Source organism: Lentzea terrae (genome assembly GCF_003265345.1).
GTDB classification, from domain to species: domain Bacteria; phylum Actinomycetota; class Actinomycetes; order Mycobacteriales; family Pseudonocardiaceae; genus Lentzea; species Lentzea terrae.
The window spans coordinates 162,663-179,326 of record NZ_QFWW01000059.1; the positions used below are offsets into that span (position 1 = coordinate 162,663).

General features: G+C 69.0%; 13 protein-coding genes. 9 read left to right on the plus strand and 4 right to left on the minus strand.

The genetic code is table 11. The features are described from left to right. Positions 1-19: 19 nt before the first annotated feature. Entirely contained in the window at positions 20-940 is a 921-nt protein-coding gene (locus tag DI276_RS52895) for a hypothetical protein (protein ID WP_232837451.1), read from the minus strand. A gap of 309 nt (positions 941-1,249) precedes the next feature. Here DI276_RS52895 and DI276_RS49160 point away from each other — a divergent pair, with 309 nt between their 5' ends. The 3 genes from DI276_RS49160 to DI276_RS52900 all read left to right on the plus strand — a co-directional run bounded on the left by DI276_RS49160 (position 1,250) and on the right by DI276_RS52900 (position 5,123). Further along, a complete protein-coding gene (locus DI276_RS49160; protein ID WP_112277248.1) occupies positions 1,250-1,504 on the plus strand; it encodes a hypothetical protein in 255 nt (84 codons plus the stop codon). Positions 1,505-1,515: 11 nt separating this feature from the next. Next, positions 1,516-4,380, plus strand: coding sequence for a DEAD/DEAH box helicase (locus tag DI276_RS49165; RefSeq protein ID WP_112277249.1), 2,865 nt, complete (start codon positions 1,516-1,518; stop codon positions 4,378-4,380). Positions 4,381-4,514: 134 nt separating this feature from the next. Next, positions 4,515-5,123, plus strand: a complete 609-nt coding sequence (locus DI276_RS52900; protein ID WP_157985440.1) for an LPXTG cell wall anchor domain-containing protein — start codon at positions 4,515-4,517, stop codon at positions 5,121-5,123. Positions 5,124-5,172: 49 nt separating this feature from the next. Here the strand turns inward: DI276_RS52900 and DI276_RS49175 are convergent, their stop codons facing one another. Beyond that, positions 5,173-5,922 (minus strand): PIG-L family deacetylase, encoded by a 750-nt coding sequence (locus DI276_RS49175; RefSeq protein WP_112277251.1) that lies wholly within the window; start codon positions 5,920-5,922, stop codon positions 5,173-5,175. A 158-nt stretch (positions 5,923-6,080) separates the two neighbouring features. On the opposite strand from DI276_RS49175, the gene DI276_RS49180 reads away from it, so the two are divergent. After that, positions 6,081-7,250: a glycosyltransferase gene (locus tag DI276_RS49180; protein ID WP_232837461.1), complete on the plus strand. Its 1,170-nt coding sequence runs from the start codon at positions 6,081-6,083 to the stop codon at positions 7,248-7,250. Between the two features lie 64 nt (positions 7,251-7,314). Here the strand turns inward: DI276_RS49180 and DI276_RS49185 are convergent, their stop codons facing one another. Further along, entirely contained in the window at positions 7,315-9,108 is a 1,794-nt protein-coding gene (locus DI276_RS49185; protein WP_198681374.1) for a S8 family peptidase, read from the minus strand. A 183-nt stretch (positions 9,109-9,291) separates the two neighbouring features. Between DI276_RS49185 and DI276_RS49190 the strand changes: the two genes are divergently transcribed. From DI276_RS49190 to DI276_RS49205, 4 genes are all read left to right on the plus strand, one after another. Then, the gene (locus DI276_RS49190; RefSeq protein WP_157985442.1) at positions 9,292-10,218 is read left to right on the plus strand and encodes a LuxR C-terminal-related transcriptional regulator; all 927 of its coding nucleotides are present in this window, start codon (positions 9,292-9,294) and stop codon (positions 10,216-10,218) included. A gap of 87 nt (positions 10,219-10,305) precedes the next feature. Then, positions 10,306-10,854, plus strand: a complete 549-nt coding sequence (locus DI276_RS49195) for a hypothetical protein (protein ID WP_112277255.1) — start codon at positions 10,306-10,308, stop codon at positions 10,852-10,854. 44 nt (positions 10,855-10,898) lie between these two features. After that, positions 10,899-11,468 carry a hypothetical protein gene (locus DI276_RS49200; RefSeq protein WP_157985443.1) on the plus strand — a complete coding sequence of 190 codons (570 nt, stop codon included), beginning with the start codon at positions 10,899-10,901 and terminating at the stop codon, positions 11,466-11,468. Between the two features lie 132 nt (positions 11,469-11,600). Next, positions 11,601-12,182 (plus strand): hypothetical protein, encoded by a 582-nt coding sequence (locus tag DI276_RS49205; protein ID WP_157985444.1) that lies wholly within the window; start codon positions 11,601-11,603, stop codon positions 12,180-12,182. A 71-nt stretch (positions 12,183-12,253) separates the two neighbouring features. On the opposite strand, the gene DI276_RS49210 is transcribed toward DI276_RS49205, so the two are convergent. Continuing rightward, positions 12,254-14,134, minus strand: coding sequence for a S41 family peptidase (locus tag DI276_RS49210; RefSeq protein ID WP_112277258.1), 1,881 nt, complete (start codon positions 14,132-14,134; stop codon positions 12,254-12,256). 118 nt (positions 14,135-14,252) lie between these two features. Here DI276_RS49210 and DI276_RS49215 point away from each other — a divergent pair, with 118 nt between their 5' ends. Then, positions 14,253-16,655: a hypothetical protein gene (locus tag DI276_RS49215; protein ID WP_112277259.1), complete on the plus strand. Its 2,403-nt coding sequence runs from the start codon at positions 14,253-14,255 to the stop codon at positions 16,653-16,655. The last annotated feature ends 9 nt before the right edge of the window (positions 16,656-16,664 follow it).

Below are 16,664 nucleotides of genomic sequence, written 5' to 3' on the forward strand. Positions count from 1 at the left end.
GTCGCACCTTCGGCGTCGGTCAGCGCGGTGACGTTGTTCGCCGCGTCATAACCGGCCGAGGTCGACCGTAGGCTGAGTCCTCCATGAAGCCGTGCGGGATCGTCGCCTTCACCGCGCCGGTGCCATCCTTGAACAGCACCGCGCCCTTGTCGTCGAGCGAGGCGGTCAAACCCTTGAGCTCCAAGGGGAAGTCCCACTCCGTGGGCGCGTCCTTGGACTTGAGGACGATCGTTTCCTTGATGCCGGTCGTCGTCGACTGCAGCTCGACGTCGGATTGGGCCCGAACATCCGCGTAGTTGATCAGGTCGCCGTCCCGGCTGCCCGCGACGGGAGCCGCGCCCGCCACCCCGAAGCCGACCGAGACGCCGTCCCGGACGCGGTACTCGCCCAGCGCCTTCGAGTCGGCGTTCTTGGCGAAGCGATGGCCGATCGCACCGGCCTTGTTGCGCACCACTCCCCCGTCGTCGATGAGGGTCGTGTCGATCTTCTCCCACTTGCCGTCGGGGGTGCGGAAGAACTCGGGCTGGGCGCTGATCTGGGCGGTCTTGGTGCCGTCCGGGTTGGCGAAAACCCTGGTACGGGCGTCGCGCTCGCCGACGAGCTCCCGGCTGAACCTCGGGTCATACGAGTCGGTCGCGACCGTCGGCTGGGCGCCGGTCTTCACCTCGGTCTGCGGCTGCCGCGGCATGACCTGCAGTGCCTGCTTGCGCGGCTCGCGCCCGCGCTCGGGCCGCTTCGCGGTACCGCCCGTGTCCTCAGTGGAGGCCCGGTGCGAACGGCCTTCCGCCGTTCCGCCCGGCTGCTCGGGCACCGACCCCACCGGCTTTCCCTGCGGCGCGGCCGGAAGTACCGGTGACACGGTCGCGATCACCAGCAGGATCACCAGAACGCGCACAGCGGTGTGTCTCAGGCGCGCAGGCGTCATCAGCCGACCGGACATCGCGGGACCCCCCAAGGCTCAGATCGTCCGCGACATGTCCAGCCACCGAAACGCGCTGGTCAAGATCCAGCATTCAGTGTTCGAAAGCACAAGACCAGCACGTATCGATCAGGCATCATCAACGTCCCCCGCAAGCCCTGCCGAGAGGACCCAGGCACGATGCCCCGCTTCCGCCTTCTGGCCTGTGCCCTCCCACTTGCGCTCGCTGCGGTCGCCTGCTCGTCCGAAGAACCCGCGCCGCCACCGGTGACGCGGACGGTCGCCCCGACGCTCAACCAGACAGGGCCGAGCACCCCTGATCGACGCCCGGTGACCGCTGTCCAGATCGATCACCGCGCGGGCAAGACCACCGTCAGCGGCAGCACGTCCCTCAGCCAGGGCCAGGTGGTCGACCTGACCGTCTTGTCCGATGTGGACGATCGCGTGGTCATCGAAGCCCTGCAGCTGAGCACGCCGCTCGCCGGCGGTTCCGCGCGGCTGCAGTTCACCGCCACCGTGCCGGGCACGTTCCCGATCAGGTTGCAAGACAAGGGCATCGACCTGGCGACCCTCCAGATCGCCTAGCATGAGTGCCCATGCACGCCGGCCCGTCCGACCTCGTCGACCTGCTCGAATGCGAGCACCGCAGCTACCTGGGGCGCAGTGAACGGCAGGGCGATCCGGACGAGCTGCACGCGGCAGCCGCCAAAACGGCCGCCGACATGCGATCCAACAGCGACATCATCGAGAACGCCGTGTTCTTCGACGGCGGGTTCCACTGCTCGGCCCAGACCCTCGTGCGCACGCCCGCGGGTTACGAGCCGTGTGACGAGGTCGCAGAAGCCACGCCGCTCAACGTCCTGAGCCTCACCGCGGTCGCCCAGGCGATCGGCGCCGAGCGCGCGCACCTGATCATCGACGGCAGGCGCACGTCGTTCCGGATCGCCGACTTCGCGCCGCTGCTCAGCCGGCTCCAGACGCGGCTCGCAAAGCCTGGACCAGCGCCTAAGCGGTCGTGGGGCGACGTCAGGGCCGCGTGCAACGGGTGTCGCTTCGCCCGGCATTGCGCCACCGGGCGCGAAGAGGCTCGTGACCTGTCGCTTGTCGCGGGACTGAGGGCGGATCAACGGCGGAAGCTGGTCTCGGTTGGCATTGACACCATCGACGCACTTGCGGCGACCGAGGAGCGGCCCGCCACCCTGTCCCCCGCGAGCTTCACGGCGTTGACCGCGCAGGCCCGGTTGCAGGTGCAGCAGGAGCGCACGGGCGTGATGAGCTACGAGGTCGTGGCGCCGGAAGCGTTGCAGCACCTGCCTGAGCCGCAGGAGGACGACGTCTTCCTCGAGGTCGACGGCGACACGTTCCGCACGCCCGGCTGGGAGGGCACGTTCGCGGAGTTCGTCGAACGCACGCCGACAGGCACGGTCTACCACTTCACGCCGCATGACCTCGCCGCACGCGCGGCGCGGTCGGCAACCAAAGAGTCCGAAGTGGACGAACTGGTCAAGCGGTGCGTCGATCTGGGCGCACTGACCCGGCGCGCCCTGCGAATCTCGACGCGCGAGTACACGCTGCCGGCGTTGAAACCGTTGGTGCAGGACGAGGTTCCGACGCGGGGTGTGCGGGACCTGCTGGAGAAGATCAAGCGCGAGCACGGCGTCGAGACCGCTGTCAAGGAGGAGCGGGACGAGGCCGCGGTGGAGAAGGCGGCGGAGCGGGCGCGGCGGATGGCCGCGTTGACCGAGCCGTTGATCGCCGAGGGGCATGCGTTGTTCGCGGCCACCGTCGGTTATCACCGGCGGGAGGCCAGTCCCGCCTGGGGTGACTTCTTCCGGCAGGCCAGCGCGCCGATCTCGGACCTGGAGACGGACTCCAACTGCGCGGTGCCGATCACGCTCAAGGCCGAGGACTGGGTGCCGCCGAGCGGGCGGGTTCGCACGCACAAGCGGCAGGTGCACGCGCGGATCGACCCCGAGCGGCCGCACCCGTTCGGCAAGGACGAGCAGGTCAGGTTGCTGTATCCCGGCAACGTCACGCGCAACGCGGTCGTGTCGGACGACAACCCGTACGAGCTGGTGCTCACCGAGAGCAACGCCCAGGAGCACGCCGAACTGCCGATCGCGGTCCTGCCCGGCAGCCCGGTGCCGGCCGCGCCGAAGGACGAGGCGGTCGCGGAACTGGCCGAGCAGGCCGTCCACCTGCTGCCGCTGCTGCCCCGCAATCCCGGCATCGACCTGCTGCTCCGCACGCCGCCGGGGCCGTTGCCGCAGCATCCGGACGTGGTGCAGGCGGTGATCAAGGCCGTCGACCAGCTCGACGGCGGCACGCTCGCGGTGCAGGGGCCGCCCGGCGCCGGCAAGACGTACCTGGCGACCAAGCTCGTCAGGCACCTGATCGACCAGGGCAAGACCGTCGCCGTCACCTCGACGTCGCACAAGGCCGTCGAGAACGTGCTGTCGAGCGTCGACCCGGACATCCCGATGGCCAAGCGTCCCAAGGGAAAGCCGGAAGAAGGCCTGCCGTGGGACCAACCGAAGGACAACGGCGCGCTGGCCCGGTGGCGGGAGGAGCACCCCGAGGGACACCTCGTCGGCGGCACCGCGTGGACGTTCGCCAACGCCGTGATCAAGGCGCAGCCGTTCGACGTGATGATCATCGACGAGGCGGGTCAGTTCGCGCTCGCCGACGCCGTGGCGGTGGGAACGGCGGCCAAGAACCTGGTGCTGCTGGGAGATCCGCAGCAGCTGCCGCAGGTCGTGCAGGGCGTGCACCCGCCCGGCAGTGACGCGTCCGCGCTCGGGCACCTGATCGGCGACGCCGACGTCATCCCTGACCATTTGGGCTACTTCCTGGCCGAGACGCGGCGAATGCACCCGGCGGTGTGCAAGCCGGTGTCGGAGCTCTCGTACGCCGGACTGCTCCATTCGCACGAAACCGCCTGCAACCGGCGCATCGAGGGCATCGAGCCCGGCATCTACCTGCGTGAGGTCGATCACCGGCACAACATCACGTCGTCGACCGAGGAAGCCGACGCCGTCGTCGACACGGTGCGGCGAATCGTCGGTCGTACGTGGACGGACAACGGCAGAACGCGCGAACTGACCGATGCGGACGTTCTGGTCGTCGCGCCCTACAACCTGCAGGTCAGGGTCATCCGACGCCGGTTGGCCGATGCGGGCTTCGACGAAGTTCGGGTGGGCACTGTGGACCGCTTCCAGGGGCAGGAGGCACCTGCGGTGATCATGTCCATGACGTCGTCGTCCACCGTGGACCTGCCACGTGGCCTGGACTTTCTTTTGTCACGTAACAGATTGAACGTGGCACTGTCCCGTGCCCAGGCACTCGCCGTGACGATTTGCTCACCGCGACTGCTGGACGCCGACGTCCGCGGCGTGGAGCAGATGCGCCTGGTCGCGGGGATGCTCGGCCTCCTCGGACGGATGAGGAAATTTCTTGATTGACGATTCAAGTGTTGCCAGACGGTGACCTTTCGACCGCTCCGTGTTGCTAGCGTGGCCCGGTTCACCCGGTCGGGTGATCAAGAAACCAATATGTGCTCGATCCGCCATGCACCAACAAGAGCAGGAGAAATCCGTTGGCAAGTAGAGTTCTCGGCGCGTTCGTGGTGGCTGGCACCACGGTTCTGGCCTCGCTGGCGCTCGCCACCCCGGCGTTCGCGCACAAGGACAACGTGACGGCCAAGTGTGACGAGAAGACTCAGAAGACCTCGCTGAGCGTGGACCTCACGTGGTACGGCCAGGAGAAGAGGAACACTCTGGAGGTCTTCATCGACGACGCGTCGGTGAGCCCCAAGCGCACGTTCGGCGGTGGCCTCAAGGAGACCGGCTGGGAAAGCGATGGCAAGTCGGCGCACGTCTACAAGGTTGTGATCAAGGCCTACGACGACCCCAACGGGACGAACGGGTGGAGCAAGACGATCACCCTTCCCAAGACCGAGGCCTGTAAGAAGCCGGTGGAGACCACCACCAGCAGCAGCACCACCACGACCACCACGACCACCGCCACGACGACGACGGAGGCGCCCTCGTCCTCCGTGACGCCGCCGGCCCCCGGTGGCAGCAACCCGGAACCGCCGCTCGCGGCGACCGGTGCCTCCCCGATGTGGCTGCTGCTCTCGGGTCTGGGTCTCGTCGGCGCCGGTGCCGGCACCCTGCTGTTCCTGCGTCGCCGCCGCAGCGCGTGAACTAGCTGAACGAAGAAGCGGGGGCGACTCCCGAAGCCGCCCCCGTTCCTCACAGCTCCAAAGTGGACGACGGCGGGTGTCCCTCGCGGAGGAACCACTCCGTGCCGAACGTCCTCGCGAACGTCTCGTCGTCGAGCGCCAGGAAGAACGACTGCTCGGGGATCTGCGAGGCGTGCGCCCGCATCGCCGCCCGCTTCACGTCCACGTACTTCGACACGTCCACGCCGACGTTGATCGCGGACTCCGGCACGGCGTCCTCGCCGAGCGGTCCTGGATCGTCCATTCCGGCCAGCCGCATGGCCTCGCGGAACTCCGACTCCCGCACCATCGCCTGGTACACGGCCGGGGTCTGAGCGATCTCCGCGGCACGCTTGCCCACCCGGTGCACCTGGATGTGGTCCGGGTGGCCGTAGCCGCCGAAGCTGTCGTAGATCGTCAAAGCGGAGGCGTCCTCCTCCACCAGGAGAGCAGCGAGCTTCTGGGCCGCTTCCTCGACGTCGGCCGTCCAGAACGAGCCCGGCCGCGAGTTCAACTCATCGCCCATCATCCCGGAGTCCCGGTAGCCCAGGAACTCCACGCGCGCGACACCCAGGATGTCCGCCGCCGCGTACGTCTCCTCCACCCGCCGTTGCCAGAGCTCCTCGCCCGGCGAGAGGAAGTCCGGGATCTCGCCGGCCTCGCCGCGCGTCGCGACGACGAGCACGACCCGGTGTCCCTCCTCGAACGCCTTCCGCATCACGCCGCCCGTGACGATGCACTCGTCGTCGGGATGCGCGTGGAACGTCACCAGTGTGGCCATGTCCGCGACGTTACCCGCGAATGGAACTTCCCCATTCCCGCACGCGCCCGCCGCTCCCTACCGTGGGGAACCAGGCCGCAGGGAGGTTTGTCGTGCGCGTGTTGTGCACAGTCGCGTTCTCGGCTGCCCACGCACGGGCGATCCTCCCCCTCGTGACCATGCTGACCGAGCTGGGACACGAGGTGCTGGTGGCAGGCCCCGCGTCCGTGCTGGCCGGGTTCGACCAGGAACCGACAACGACGACGGCCGTGCTGCCCGAGGTGTGCGACCAGCTCGTGGACCTGTTGCAGGGCGAGGTGCTCGCGCTCCCGCCCGACTACGACCCGTTCGCCGACGAGATGATCGTCGAGTTCGCCGCGGGGCCGCACATCAGCGCGGCGGTCCAGGCGCTGCTCCCGGTGGCCGCCGACTTCCGGCCGCAGCTGATCCTGCGCTCGGGCATCGAGTTCGCGGGCGTGCTCGTCGCGGAACGGCTCGGCGTGCCGCACGTGGCGGCGCCGTCCGGAACAGGCCACTACATGGACCGCCTGACGCTGCTGAACGCCCTGAACGAACGACGTGCGGAGCTGCGGCTGCCGCTGCACGAGTCGCTCGACTCGGCGCACCGGTACGGCCGGTTGGACGCGGTCCCGCCGGGCTACTCCTTCGCCCGCCAGCCGATGCCCGCGGCGTTCGCCCATCAGCAGCCCGCGCACCACAGCACCGGGGAACGGCTGCCGCAGTGGCTGGCCGACCTCGACCCGGCGAAACCCCTCGTCGTCGCGTCCACGAGCACGTCCGGCGGGGTGTTCGCGACCGAATCGGCGTTGCGGCTCTTCGACTTCGACGCCCTCCCGGACCAGGCCCTGCGCCACTCCCCCTTGGCACACCTGGAAACACTCGTCGCCGGACTCGCCGGAGTCGACTGCGAGGCGGTCGTGCTGACCGGCGGACTGCCGGTCCAAGCCCAGCCGGCGAAGAACGTGCACCTCGTCGACGAGCTGCCGCAGGCGTTGTTGTTGCAGGCCGCGGACTTGCTCGTGTCGCACGGCGGCTACAACTCGATCCGCGAGGCGATGCGGGCCGGCATCCCCACGGCGGTGCTGCCGGTGATGCACGACCAGATGCACAACGCACACCGCGTCAGTGAGCTCAAGCTCGGCGTGCGCGTGCAGGACTTCGCGGCCAAAGCGGTCACCGAAGCGTGCAACCGGGCGCTCACCAGCGTGGAGATCCACGAGGCCACCAGACGAGCCCAGCGGCACATGCTCGGCCTGCCGCCGATCCGCGCGGTGGCGGACTACCTCCAACGGATCGTGCAGCGCAACAGGAAGCTCGTGAGCATGTGAAAGGGCGGCGCCTCCCCCAGAATGCCAGGTCTGGAAGGCGCCGCCCCTCGGCGAACAGGTGGAGCTATTGCAGGGTCAGGTTCCAGGCGTTGATGTACCCGGTGTCACCGGAGTACGCGTCCTGGACCCGCAGCTTCCACGTGCCCGCCGCGACCTCGGACGAGGCGTTGACCGTGTAGGTCGCCACCACGTTGTCGGCACTGTCCGAAGAGGACGAGTTCTTCAGCCGGTAGGCGGTGCCGTCCGGCGCGATCAGGTCGATCACCAGGTCACCGCGGTAGGTGTGGACGATGTCCACGCCGACCTTGGTGGTCGCGGACGCGTTGCCCGCCACCGAGGAGCTGATCGAGGACGTGACCGTGCCGAGGTCGGCGATCGCGACGTCGGTCGTGTTCTCGAGCGAACCCGGCGGCGGTGGAGTCGTGCCACCGATGGCGTTCACGGTCTTGGTCGCGTCGGCGAGGCCAGAGCCACAGCCGCCGGAGCAGGTGCCGGCGAGCGGACGGGCGTTCGTCTTGATCAGGTTCTTGATCTCGGCCGGGGTGAGCGACGGCTTCTTCGCCACCATCAGCGCCGCCAGGCCCGCGATGTGCGGGGCGGCCATCGACGTGCCCTGGTAGGGCTTGTAGTTCTCCGCACCGGGGACGGTCGTGCCGGCGTTCAGCGTCGACCAGATGCCGTTCTCCGGCGTGGTGATGGTGCCGGGGGTGTCGGTGCCGCGACGGGTCTCGCCGCCGGGCGCTGCGATGTCGATGCGGGAGCCGAAGTTCGAGTAGAACGCCTTGTTGCCCTCACGGGACGAGGCGGCGACGGTGATCACACCGCTGCAGTTCGCCGGGGTGAAGTTGGCGACGTTCATGTTCGAGTTGCCGGCCGCCACGACGACCGTGGTGCCGCGGTTGATCGCGCCGTTGATCGCGTTCTGGTAGGTCGTCGAGCAGGACGACTGACCGCCCAGCGACATGTTGATGACCTTGGCGGGCGTGGCGTTCGCGGGCACACCCGCGACGGTGCCACCGGACGCCCAGGTGATCGCGTCGGCGATGTCCGAGGTCGCGCCACCGCACTTGGCGAGCACGCGCAACGGCTGGATCTTGGCGTCGTAGGCGATGCCCGCGATGCCCTTGGCGTTGTTCGCGGACGCGGCGATGGTGCCGGCCACGTGCGTGCCGTGCCAGGACGAGCTCTGGTCCTGCGCGGGCACCGGGTTGCCGTTGGCGTCGGTGCCGCACTCGCCGCGGGCGGTCCAGTCGCCTTCGTCGGCCGCGTTGCTGTCGCGGCCGCCACCGTCACGGGCACGCGCGGCGTCCGACACGAAGTCGTACCCCGCGACGACCCGGGCCGAGAGGTCGCTGTGCGCGACGTAACCGGTGTCGATCACGGCGACGGTCACGCCGGCGCCGGTCGAGCTGGACCACGCGCCGGGCACGTTCATGCCCGCGGTGGCTTCGAACAGGTCCCACTGCCGGGAGTAGTCGGTGTCGTTCGGGTCGGCGAACGGCTGCATCAGCAGGTCCGGCTCGACGTAGGCGACATCGGGGTCGGCCTTGAAGGCCTGGATGGTCGAGTCGGCGTTCGAGGTCTTCGAGCCGAGGTCGACGACGACCGCGCCGCTCGCCATGCGGCGGTGCAGCGACTTGCCCTTGTTACGAGCGTCGTCCGAGGCAGCGGTGTCGGACGAGGCTTCGGCGGTGCCGGGCTTGTAGCCGACGATCAGCCGCTCGAAGGGGCGGTTCACCTGGGTCGAGTCCGGTTGGGACTGGACCTGGGAGGGAGCGGCGTTGACTGGTGAGACAACGCTGAGCACTGCGGCGGAGACTGCCGCGGCGCACAGACTCGTGCGTCGCAATCCGTTCACGAGAGGTCCTTCCACACAGGGCCTTCGCGTGCCGTTGAGGGCGTCAGGGATCTGAACCGGCTGCGGAGGTGACGAGGACCGTAAGTCGCGGCGAACCCGGGAAAACAGGTCTAGCGGAGTCCGAATAACGACACTGACGTGTTCACGACAGGACCATTGCGCTGAATGGCGCACAATATGGCGGTGTTCGGACATCTGGGCGTCGCGCCGGAGCTGACAGCCGTCTACGAGCTCCTGGTCACGGGCGGCAGTCGCACGACAGACGAGATCGGCGTAGCCCCCGAGCTGCTGGAACAGATGCTCGGGCTCGGCATCGTCCGGCACCTGCCGGGCGACGTGTGGCAGGCCGTCGCACCCGACCTGGCCGTGGAGGCGCTGATCGCGGCCCGCGAGGAGCAGAACCGCAGGGCTCGCGCCGACGTGGGCCCGCTGATGGAGCTCTACCTGCGCAATCGCGACGAGGAGCTGGCGGACAACGCGTTCGTCGAGACCGTGACCGGCATCAGCGCCGTGCGCGAGCTGTGGCACACGCTGCTGAACGGCGCCCGTGATGAGGTGTGCGTGCTCGACCAGCCACCGTACGTGACGCCGCTGGGCGAGCACGTCGCGCTGGAAGACGAGACGCGGCAACGCGACGTGCAGTGGCGGGTGGTCTACGACCGGTCCGCTGTGGACCTGCCGGGCCGCGTCACCGAGATCATCGAACTGGTCGCGGCCGGCGAACGGGCCCGCGTCACGCCGACGCTGCCGTTCAAGCTCGCCGTGATCGACACGCACGCGGCCGTGCTGCCCGTCGCGAACGGCGACGTGGTCGACAAGGTGCTGCTGATCCGCCCGTCCGCGCTGCTGGACGTGCTGCGCTCGACGTTCGAGCTGTACTGGGACAAGGGAATCCCGTTCAGCCCCGGCGGGATCTACGCGGCGGCGGCCGATGTGGACCCGAACCTGCTGGGACTGCTCGCGGCCGGGCTGACCGACGAGTCGATCGCACGGCAGCTCGGGCTGGCTCCCCGGACCGTGCAACGGCGCGTGCGGCAGCTGATGGACCGGTGCGGCGCGCAGACCCGGTTCCAGGCCGGGGTGCAGGCGATGCGGCGCGGCTGGCTCTAGCGGCGCGAGCCGCGCCCTGGCGTGCAACCTCGCGTGATCTTCGCGGCGTTTCCCCCTGTGCAAGCGAAAACTCACATTGGGGGTTAGATGCGCAAGTCAATCGCAGCTGCTCTGGCCGGCTTGGCTCTCGTCGGTCTCGCGGGCACCGCGTCCGCCGACGACACCACGCCGGTCTACAAGACCAAAGCGGAGCTGCAGAAGCAGGCCGACGAGTTCACCGCGCACCAGCTGCAGAGCTTGCCGCAGATCTTCCCCGGCGCCCGGTTCGTCACGCCCGGCCTGTGGGGCGGCGAACGCGACGGGGTGCTGGAAGACGGCCAGCAGTACATGGCCAACGAGGTCAAGTACTTCTACAACGGCGAGAAGAGGAGCGTGATCACGCAGGTGATGGCTCCGGGCTTCTTCGGCAGCTCGCCGGAGGAGCTCTGCGAGCAGCACTACCGGAGCTGCACCGGCACCGTCAGCGACGACGAAGGCGGCGTGATCGTCTTCTCCGAGCTCGCCGAGTACCGCATGAGGTCGGTGCACAGCTTCCGCCCGAACGGCGAGGTGGTCTTCACGCAGGGCTCGCTGGACGACGATCCCGCGCAGCTCGGGACCGTGGCCGCCGACCGCGCCTACACGTTCACGAGGTAGCGGAACTCACCTCTGCGCAAGGGAAAACTCACGATGGGGGTTACGTGCACAAGGTAATGGCGGCTGCCCTGACGGGCGCGGCACTTCTCTCCGGTCTCGCGGGCACGGCGTCCGCACAGACGGACTTCCCGTGGCCACCGAAGGACGTCACGCCGGTCCACAAGACCAAGGCGGAACTGCGGAAGCAGGCTGACGAGTTCTCCGCACACCAGCACCGGAGCTACCCGGAGATCTTCCCCGGTGCGAGCAACGTCGACCCGAGCCCGTGGGGCGGCGGCGAGGCGGGGGACGTGTACGAGGACATGCAGTACATGGACAGCAGGGTCCACTTCACCTACCAGGGCAAGCTCGTGATGACGTACACGAAGGTCAACGCTCCGGGCGAGTTCAGGACGACGCCGGAACAGCTCTGCGAGCGGGTGCCGTGCGACGCCAAGGTCAGCGACAACAAGGGCGGTTTGATCGTCACCGCTGTGCACGAAAGCTACGGCGTCAACGTGGCGTGGAACTTCCGCCCGAACGGCGAGGTGGTCTGGACTCAGGCCTCGCTCGAGGAAGACCTCGCACAGCTCGCGACGATCGCTTCCGACCGCGCGTACACGTTCACGAGGTAGCAGAACAGGAGCGGGCGCTTCCGGTCATGGCGTCACCGGAAGCGCCCGCTCCAGCAAACGATCTTCGCGTGCAACCTCTGGTGATCTTGCGGCGTCTTCTTGTCCGCAAGCAAACACTCACCAGGGGGATTCATGCGCATGCGCAAGGTGATGGCGGCTGCCCTGACGGGCCTCGCACTCGTCGGTCTCGCGGGCACGGCTTCGGCGTCAGCGTCGTCACAGGCCGACTACCCGTGGCCGCCCAAGGACGTCACGCCGGTCCACAAGACCAAGGCGGAGCTGCAGAAGCAGGCGGACGGCTTCTCCGCCCGGCAGGAACGGACGTTCCCGCGGATCTTCCGCGGCGCCACGAACGTCGAGCCCGGTCCGTGGGGCGGCGAGGCGGCCGGCGTGTTCGACGACATGCAGTACATGGGCAACTGGACCACGTTCGACTACCAGGGCCAGAACCTCACGACCTACATGCAGGTCAACGCGCCCGGCCACATCAAGCTGTCGCCGAAGCAGCTCTGCGAGCGGGACAAGTGCACCGGAGAGGTCCGCGACCACCGGGGCGGCGTGACCGTCTTCACCGTGAACGACACGCACGGCATCCACGCGGCGTGGAACTTCCGCCCGACCGGCGAGGTCGTCTGGGCGCAGAGCTGGCAGGCGGGCACCGAGCCGCAGCTGGCGGCGGTGGCGTCCGACCGCGCGTACACGTTCACCAGGTAGTTCTGAGAACTGGGTAGCAGAACAGGAGCGGGCGCTTCCGGTCATGGCGTCACCGGAAGCGCCCGCCCTTCTCAACTGGCGACCTTGCGCGCGGCCACCAGCTGCCCGTCCGCGAACCCCTCGACGCGCACCTCGGTCCCGGTCGCGCTCAACGTCGCGGTGTGCGCTCCGTCGGTCACGTCCAGTGAGGTGGCCGGGCGGCCGTCGACGTAGATGTCCACCCGGTCGAGGTTCACGGTGTCCAGTGAGACGGTCGTCCCTGCGACCGCCACGCCCAGCCGCCGCACCGGCAGCGCGGCGAGCAGCGAGCCCGCCTTGGCGAGCAGATCCACGTTGCCCTGCAACAGGTCCGCGCGCGTGATCTGGTGCTGGTGCGTCGGCCGCACGCCCAGATCCTCGACGGGCGTACCGGAGAGCTTGCCGACGCGCAGCGTGCGGCGGATCGAGACACGCATGTTCGCCTTGTTGGGCAACGGCTTGTACGGCGACTCGGCGTCGCCGGGCGCCGGGATCTTCATCAGCGTCGACAGCAGTCCGTGCGTCCACACGTTCGCGCCGCCGGCACCGGTGTTGTCGTCCACACCGAGGATCGGGCCCAGCTCGTGGTCGGCCCAGCCCGCGGCGAAGATGTCGGTGGCGGAGTAGCAGCGCGCGTCGGTGATCAGCACGACCGGGCCGTGGTAGGTCTGCCCCACCGCGTTCGCGCCCTCGACGGGCGTGATGGTGTGGGCGCAGGAGAACGCCTGGCCGGTCTCGGTCGAGGTGTCGAGCGACGGGAACCACGGGCCGAGGTTGATCTGCCCGGTCGGGTCGTCCGCGTGCCGGCGGCAGATCCGCAGGTTCAGCGGCGTGCTGAGGAACTGCACGGGTTCCGGGTCGATGCGGCGCGGGGTCATCGTCTGCAGCAGGAACTCCGAGGCGAAGATGTGGCCTCCGCCGTTGTCGCGGACGTCGACGATGAGTCCGTTCTGCGGCAGGAGGTTCGCGAGCCGGACGAACTCGGCGAGGAACGCGTCCGGGTCGGTCACGCTGAACGTGAAGATCCGCAGGTGCCCGAACTCCCCGGACGGCGTGGTCACCGGGCGGGCGCGGAACACGCCGGGCATCGTCGTCGGCACGTCCTGCGCGCCCATCGCGACCGCGCCACCGGCGGACTCGGCCTGCACGACCTTGGGCGCGTGCAACAACTTCTTGGCGCGCGCCTTCTCGTCGGAGTCGAGGTCGACGCCCTGCGCGGCCGCGGCCGGGCTGAGCGAGTCGACGTCGGTCATGGGCGGCAGGTTGTCCGTCACCTGCCAGTCGACGCGGATCTCCTGGGCGGCGCCGCCGTTCTCGTCGCGGTAGGTGACGACGACCCAGTCCTCGTCCGGCGGGAGCTGGATCACCAAGGGGCGCAACGTGAGCGACTCCAGGCCGCGGGCGAGGTTCGCGGCGGTGTTGCTGCCCGCGAAGATCGCGCCGTTCAACGCCACAGCGCGGGCGATCGGCGTGCCGTTCCAGTGCGTCACCTCGGCGCCGACGGCGAGACCGTTGAAGTTCGCGACCGTGCGCGCGACGAGGTACTGCTCGGTGCCGTCGGCGGCGAAGCAGCGCTCCAGCTGGAACGGCAGGAAGGCGATCTTGCCCGCGAACGGCGCGGGCAGCAGGTAGTTCGTGTGCAGGTCGCGCACCGAGTGGAAGGTGCTCGACAGCTCGCGGTGGAACTGCCACTCGGGCTCGGCCGTGGCATCGGTCTGCCGTTCGAGTCTGGCTCTCAGCACTCTGAGTCTTTGCACGGGATTCACCGCGTGCATCGCGACTTTGAGCGGCAGGTGCGCGTAGTTCTGTTCCAGCAGGATCAGTGCCTGCTCGACGATGAGCTTGCGCTGCGCCAGGGTGAGCGTGCCCGCGGTGGCGAGGAACTCGGCAAGCCCGACGGAGTTTGCGACGTTCGGGTGAGCGGTTGCGGTCATGGTGGTGCCTCCTTGCCAAGTAGAGGCTTTCCAGGGCGCCTGGATACACCTTTTTCACCCGTTCGGCCGCTAACCGGAGCAGTTTTCCGGACGACAACTGGAGTAAAGGGAGGCCGCGATGAGCCTGAAGAGTCCTCGGGCCCTCGAACTGCGCATCCACGGGGTCAACAACACGCCCCCGGCCGCGCTGCTGGCGCTCCCCGAGCACGCCGTCGAGCAGTTCCGCGGCGATCGCTTCGGCAGCTTCTGGAAACCGAAGCCGGACAAGGTCGCCGAACTGCCACCGGACCACGCCGGGCGGGTGCCCGACGACGTGCGGCGCGAGGCGTACTCGTGGGGCGGCATGGCGCGCAGCAGCCCCGGCGTGCCCGGCAGCGGGGTGCCGTCGGTGCTCGCGAACGTGCTGGGGCGCATCGGATGGGCGTTGCTGCTCCCCTTCGGCCTCGCGAACGTCGCCTACTGGTCCCGCAAGCTGCCGGACGACTCGATGCCGACGACGAAGCGGATGGTGTGGTGGAACGCCGGGCGCGGCGCCGCTTCGACGCGGCTGTTCGGGCTCGGGCTCACCGTGCTGCTGGTGCTGTCGGTGTGCGAGGTCGCGATCGACGTCTACGCGATCCAGTGCTCGCTGCCGGGCACGACGTGCAAGCGACTGCCGGAGTTCATGGACCTGCTCGGCGATCCTGCCCCGCACATCAGGGTCCTGGCCGCCTCGGCCGTGCCGGTGTTGCTGCTGCTGGGGTTGCTGGCGCTGACGTCGTTGTCGCGCAGCCGGTACGAGATGACGACGATGCGCCGCGTGCCGGCGCGGCGGCCGGGCGTCATGCTCAGCCGGGCGTCGATGTGGGAAGGCAGCCCGCGGATCCGCCGGCTCACCCGGCTGCACCTCGCCGCCGGATGCTGCGTGGTGGTGCTGGTGACGAGCGCCCAGCAGTTGCAGCACGCGTTCTTCCTGACACTCACCGTGCTCGCGGGCGGCCTGCTGGCGGTCGTCATGGCGCGCGTGGTCGTCACCGCGACGGACTGCCCGGACGTGCCGTCGACCGAGAAGGGCGGCCTGTGGTCGTGGCTGCTGGTGATCTCGGCGGTGCTCGTGCTGGTGGTGCACGGGTTCGGGCTGTACTCGATCGCGCCGTCGTTCGACGGGCCGCTGTGGCTCGCGTCGTGGGGACCGCCCGTGGTCGCGGTGGCGCTGCTCGGTTCCGTGCTGGCGGCGTGGTCGTGGCGGCGCAACGACGCCAAGGGGCCGCTGGTCCTGCTCGTGCTGTTCGTGGCGTTCATGGTTGCCACGTACTGGTTTTCGCTTTCTTGGGTCGGAGCTGTCGTCGTCGGCGGGATCCTGGCGTGGCGGGCCAGGCCGCTTCCTGGTGACGAGTGGCAGGCCTGGCGCGGCGCGGGACCCGGTGTGCTGCTGGGGTTGTCGCTGACCACCTCGGTGATGCTGTCCGCCGTGCTGGTGCTGACGTTCCGGGGCTGGGTCGGGACGGGGTTGCGGGTGCCGTCGTTCTACTCGTGGTTCAGCGCGGCCTTCGCGGTGGCGCTGGTTCCGCTGGTGCTGCTGATTCTGGTGCAGGCGCTGACGTTGTTGTCCCGGTTGGCCAAGCCCGCCCTGCTGGACGACGAGGCCGAGGTGCTCGTCGTGCGGGTGCGGCACGTGGTCGCCGTGACGCACCGGGCCGAGAACGTCACGGGCGTGCTGTCCGTGTCCGGTGTGCTCGCGCTGATCCTGACCTGCTACCTGACGTTCGACTCGCCGGCGTGGACCGGGTGGCACGGCGTCACGTGGGTGCTGGGCAAGGGCGACTGGGTCACCGGGCTCGCCGGGGTCGCGGTGATCGGGTCGTTCGTCGGCGCGGGGATGCTCACGAACCGGCGTCCGCTCGGCCTGTTGTGGGACCTGATGTGCTTCCTGCCGCGCACGGCGCACCCGTTCTCGCCGCCCTGTTACGCGGAACGCGCGGTGCCGGAGATCGCCGACCGGACCCGCGAGTTCCTGGACTCGGGTGACGATCGTCGCGTGGTGCTGTCCGCGCACAGTCTGGGCGCCGTGCTGGCCGTCGCGGCGCTCTACGCGTTGCCGGAGGGGTATTTGCAGCGCGTGCAGCTGCTGACGTACGGAGTGCAGCTGCGGCCGTACTTCGGGCGGATCTTCCCCGAGCTGCTCGGTCCCGTCGTGCTGGGCACGCCGGAAGTCCGTGCGGGCGCGATGTTCTCGCGCGACCCGTGGCGCCGCGAGCCCGGGGTGTCGCCCGATCGCGGGCTTGCCGCGTTGCTGGGTCCGAGCTGGATCAACCTGTGGCGGCGCACCGACTACCTGGGTTTCCCCGTGCACGGCTGGGGGCCGAACCCCGTTGACCGCCGGGCAAGTGAGACGGACGGCTCACCGGACAAAGTGGAGACTCACGGCGGCTATCACCTGTGTGCGGCTTATGCGCAGGCCTTCCGAGACCTCGTCTCAATTGATCTGAACCAGTCACCCGATGGTGGACGTGGAGGGGGTGGGAACCTGGAACGCAGTTGAACTCCAAGG

Bases quoted from the DNA above. Each gene is read 5' to 3' on its own strand.
- DI276_RS49215 (WP_112277259.1), top strand. From the start codon at position 14,253: ATGAGCCTGAAGAGTCCTCGGGCCCTCGAACTGCGCATCCACGGGGTC.
- DI276_RS49210 (WP_112277258.1), bottom strand. From the start codon at position 14,134: ATGACCGCAACCGCTCACCCGAACGTCGCAAACTCCGTCGGGCTTGCC.
- DI276_RS49175 (WP_112277251.1), bottom strand. From the start codon at position 5,922: ATGGCCACACTGGTGACGTTCCACGCGCATCCCGACGACGAGTGCATC.
- DI276_RS49195 (WP_112277255.1), top strand. From the start codon at position 10,306: ATGCGCAAGTCAATCGCAGCTGCTCTGGCCGGCTTGGCTCTCGTCGGT.
- DI276_RS49205 (WP_157985444.1), top strand. From the start codon at position 11,601: ATGCGCATGCGCAAGGTGATGGCGGCTGCCCTGACGGGCCTCGCACTC.
- DI276_RS49165 (WP_112277249.1), top strand. From the start codon at position 1,516: ATGCACGCCGGCCCGTCCGACCTCGTCGACCTGCTCGAATGCGAGCAC.
- DI276_RS49180 (WP_232837461.1), top strand. From the start codon at position 6,081: ATGCTGACCGAGCTGGGACACGAGGTGCTGGTGGCAGGCCCCGCGTCC.
- DI276_RS52895 (WP_232837451.1), bottom strand. From the start codon at position 940: ATGTCCGGTCGGCTGATGACGCCTGCGCGCCTGAGACACACCGCTGTG.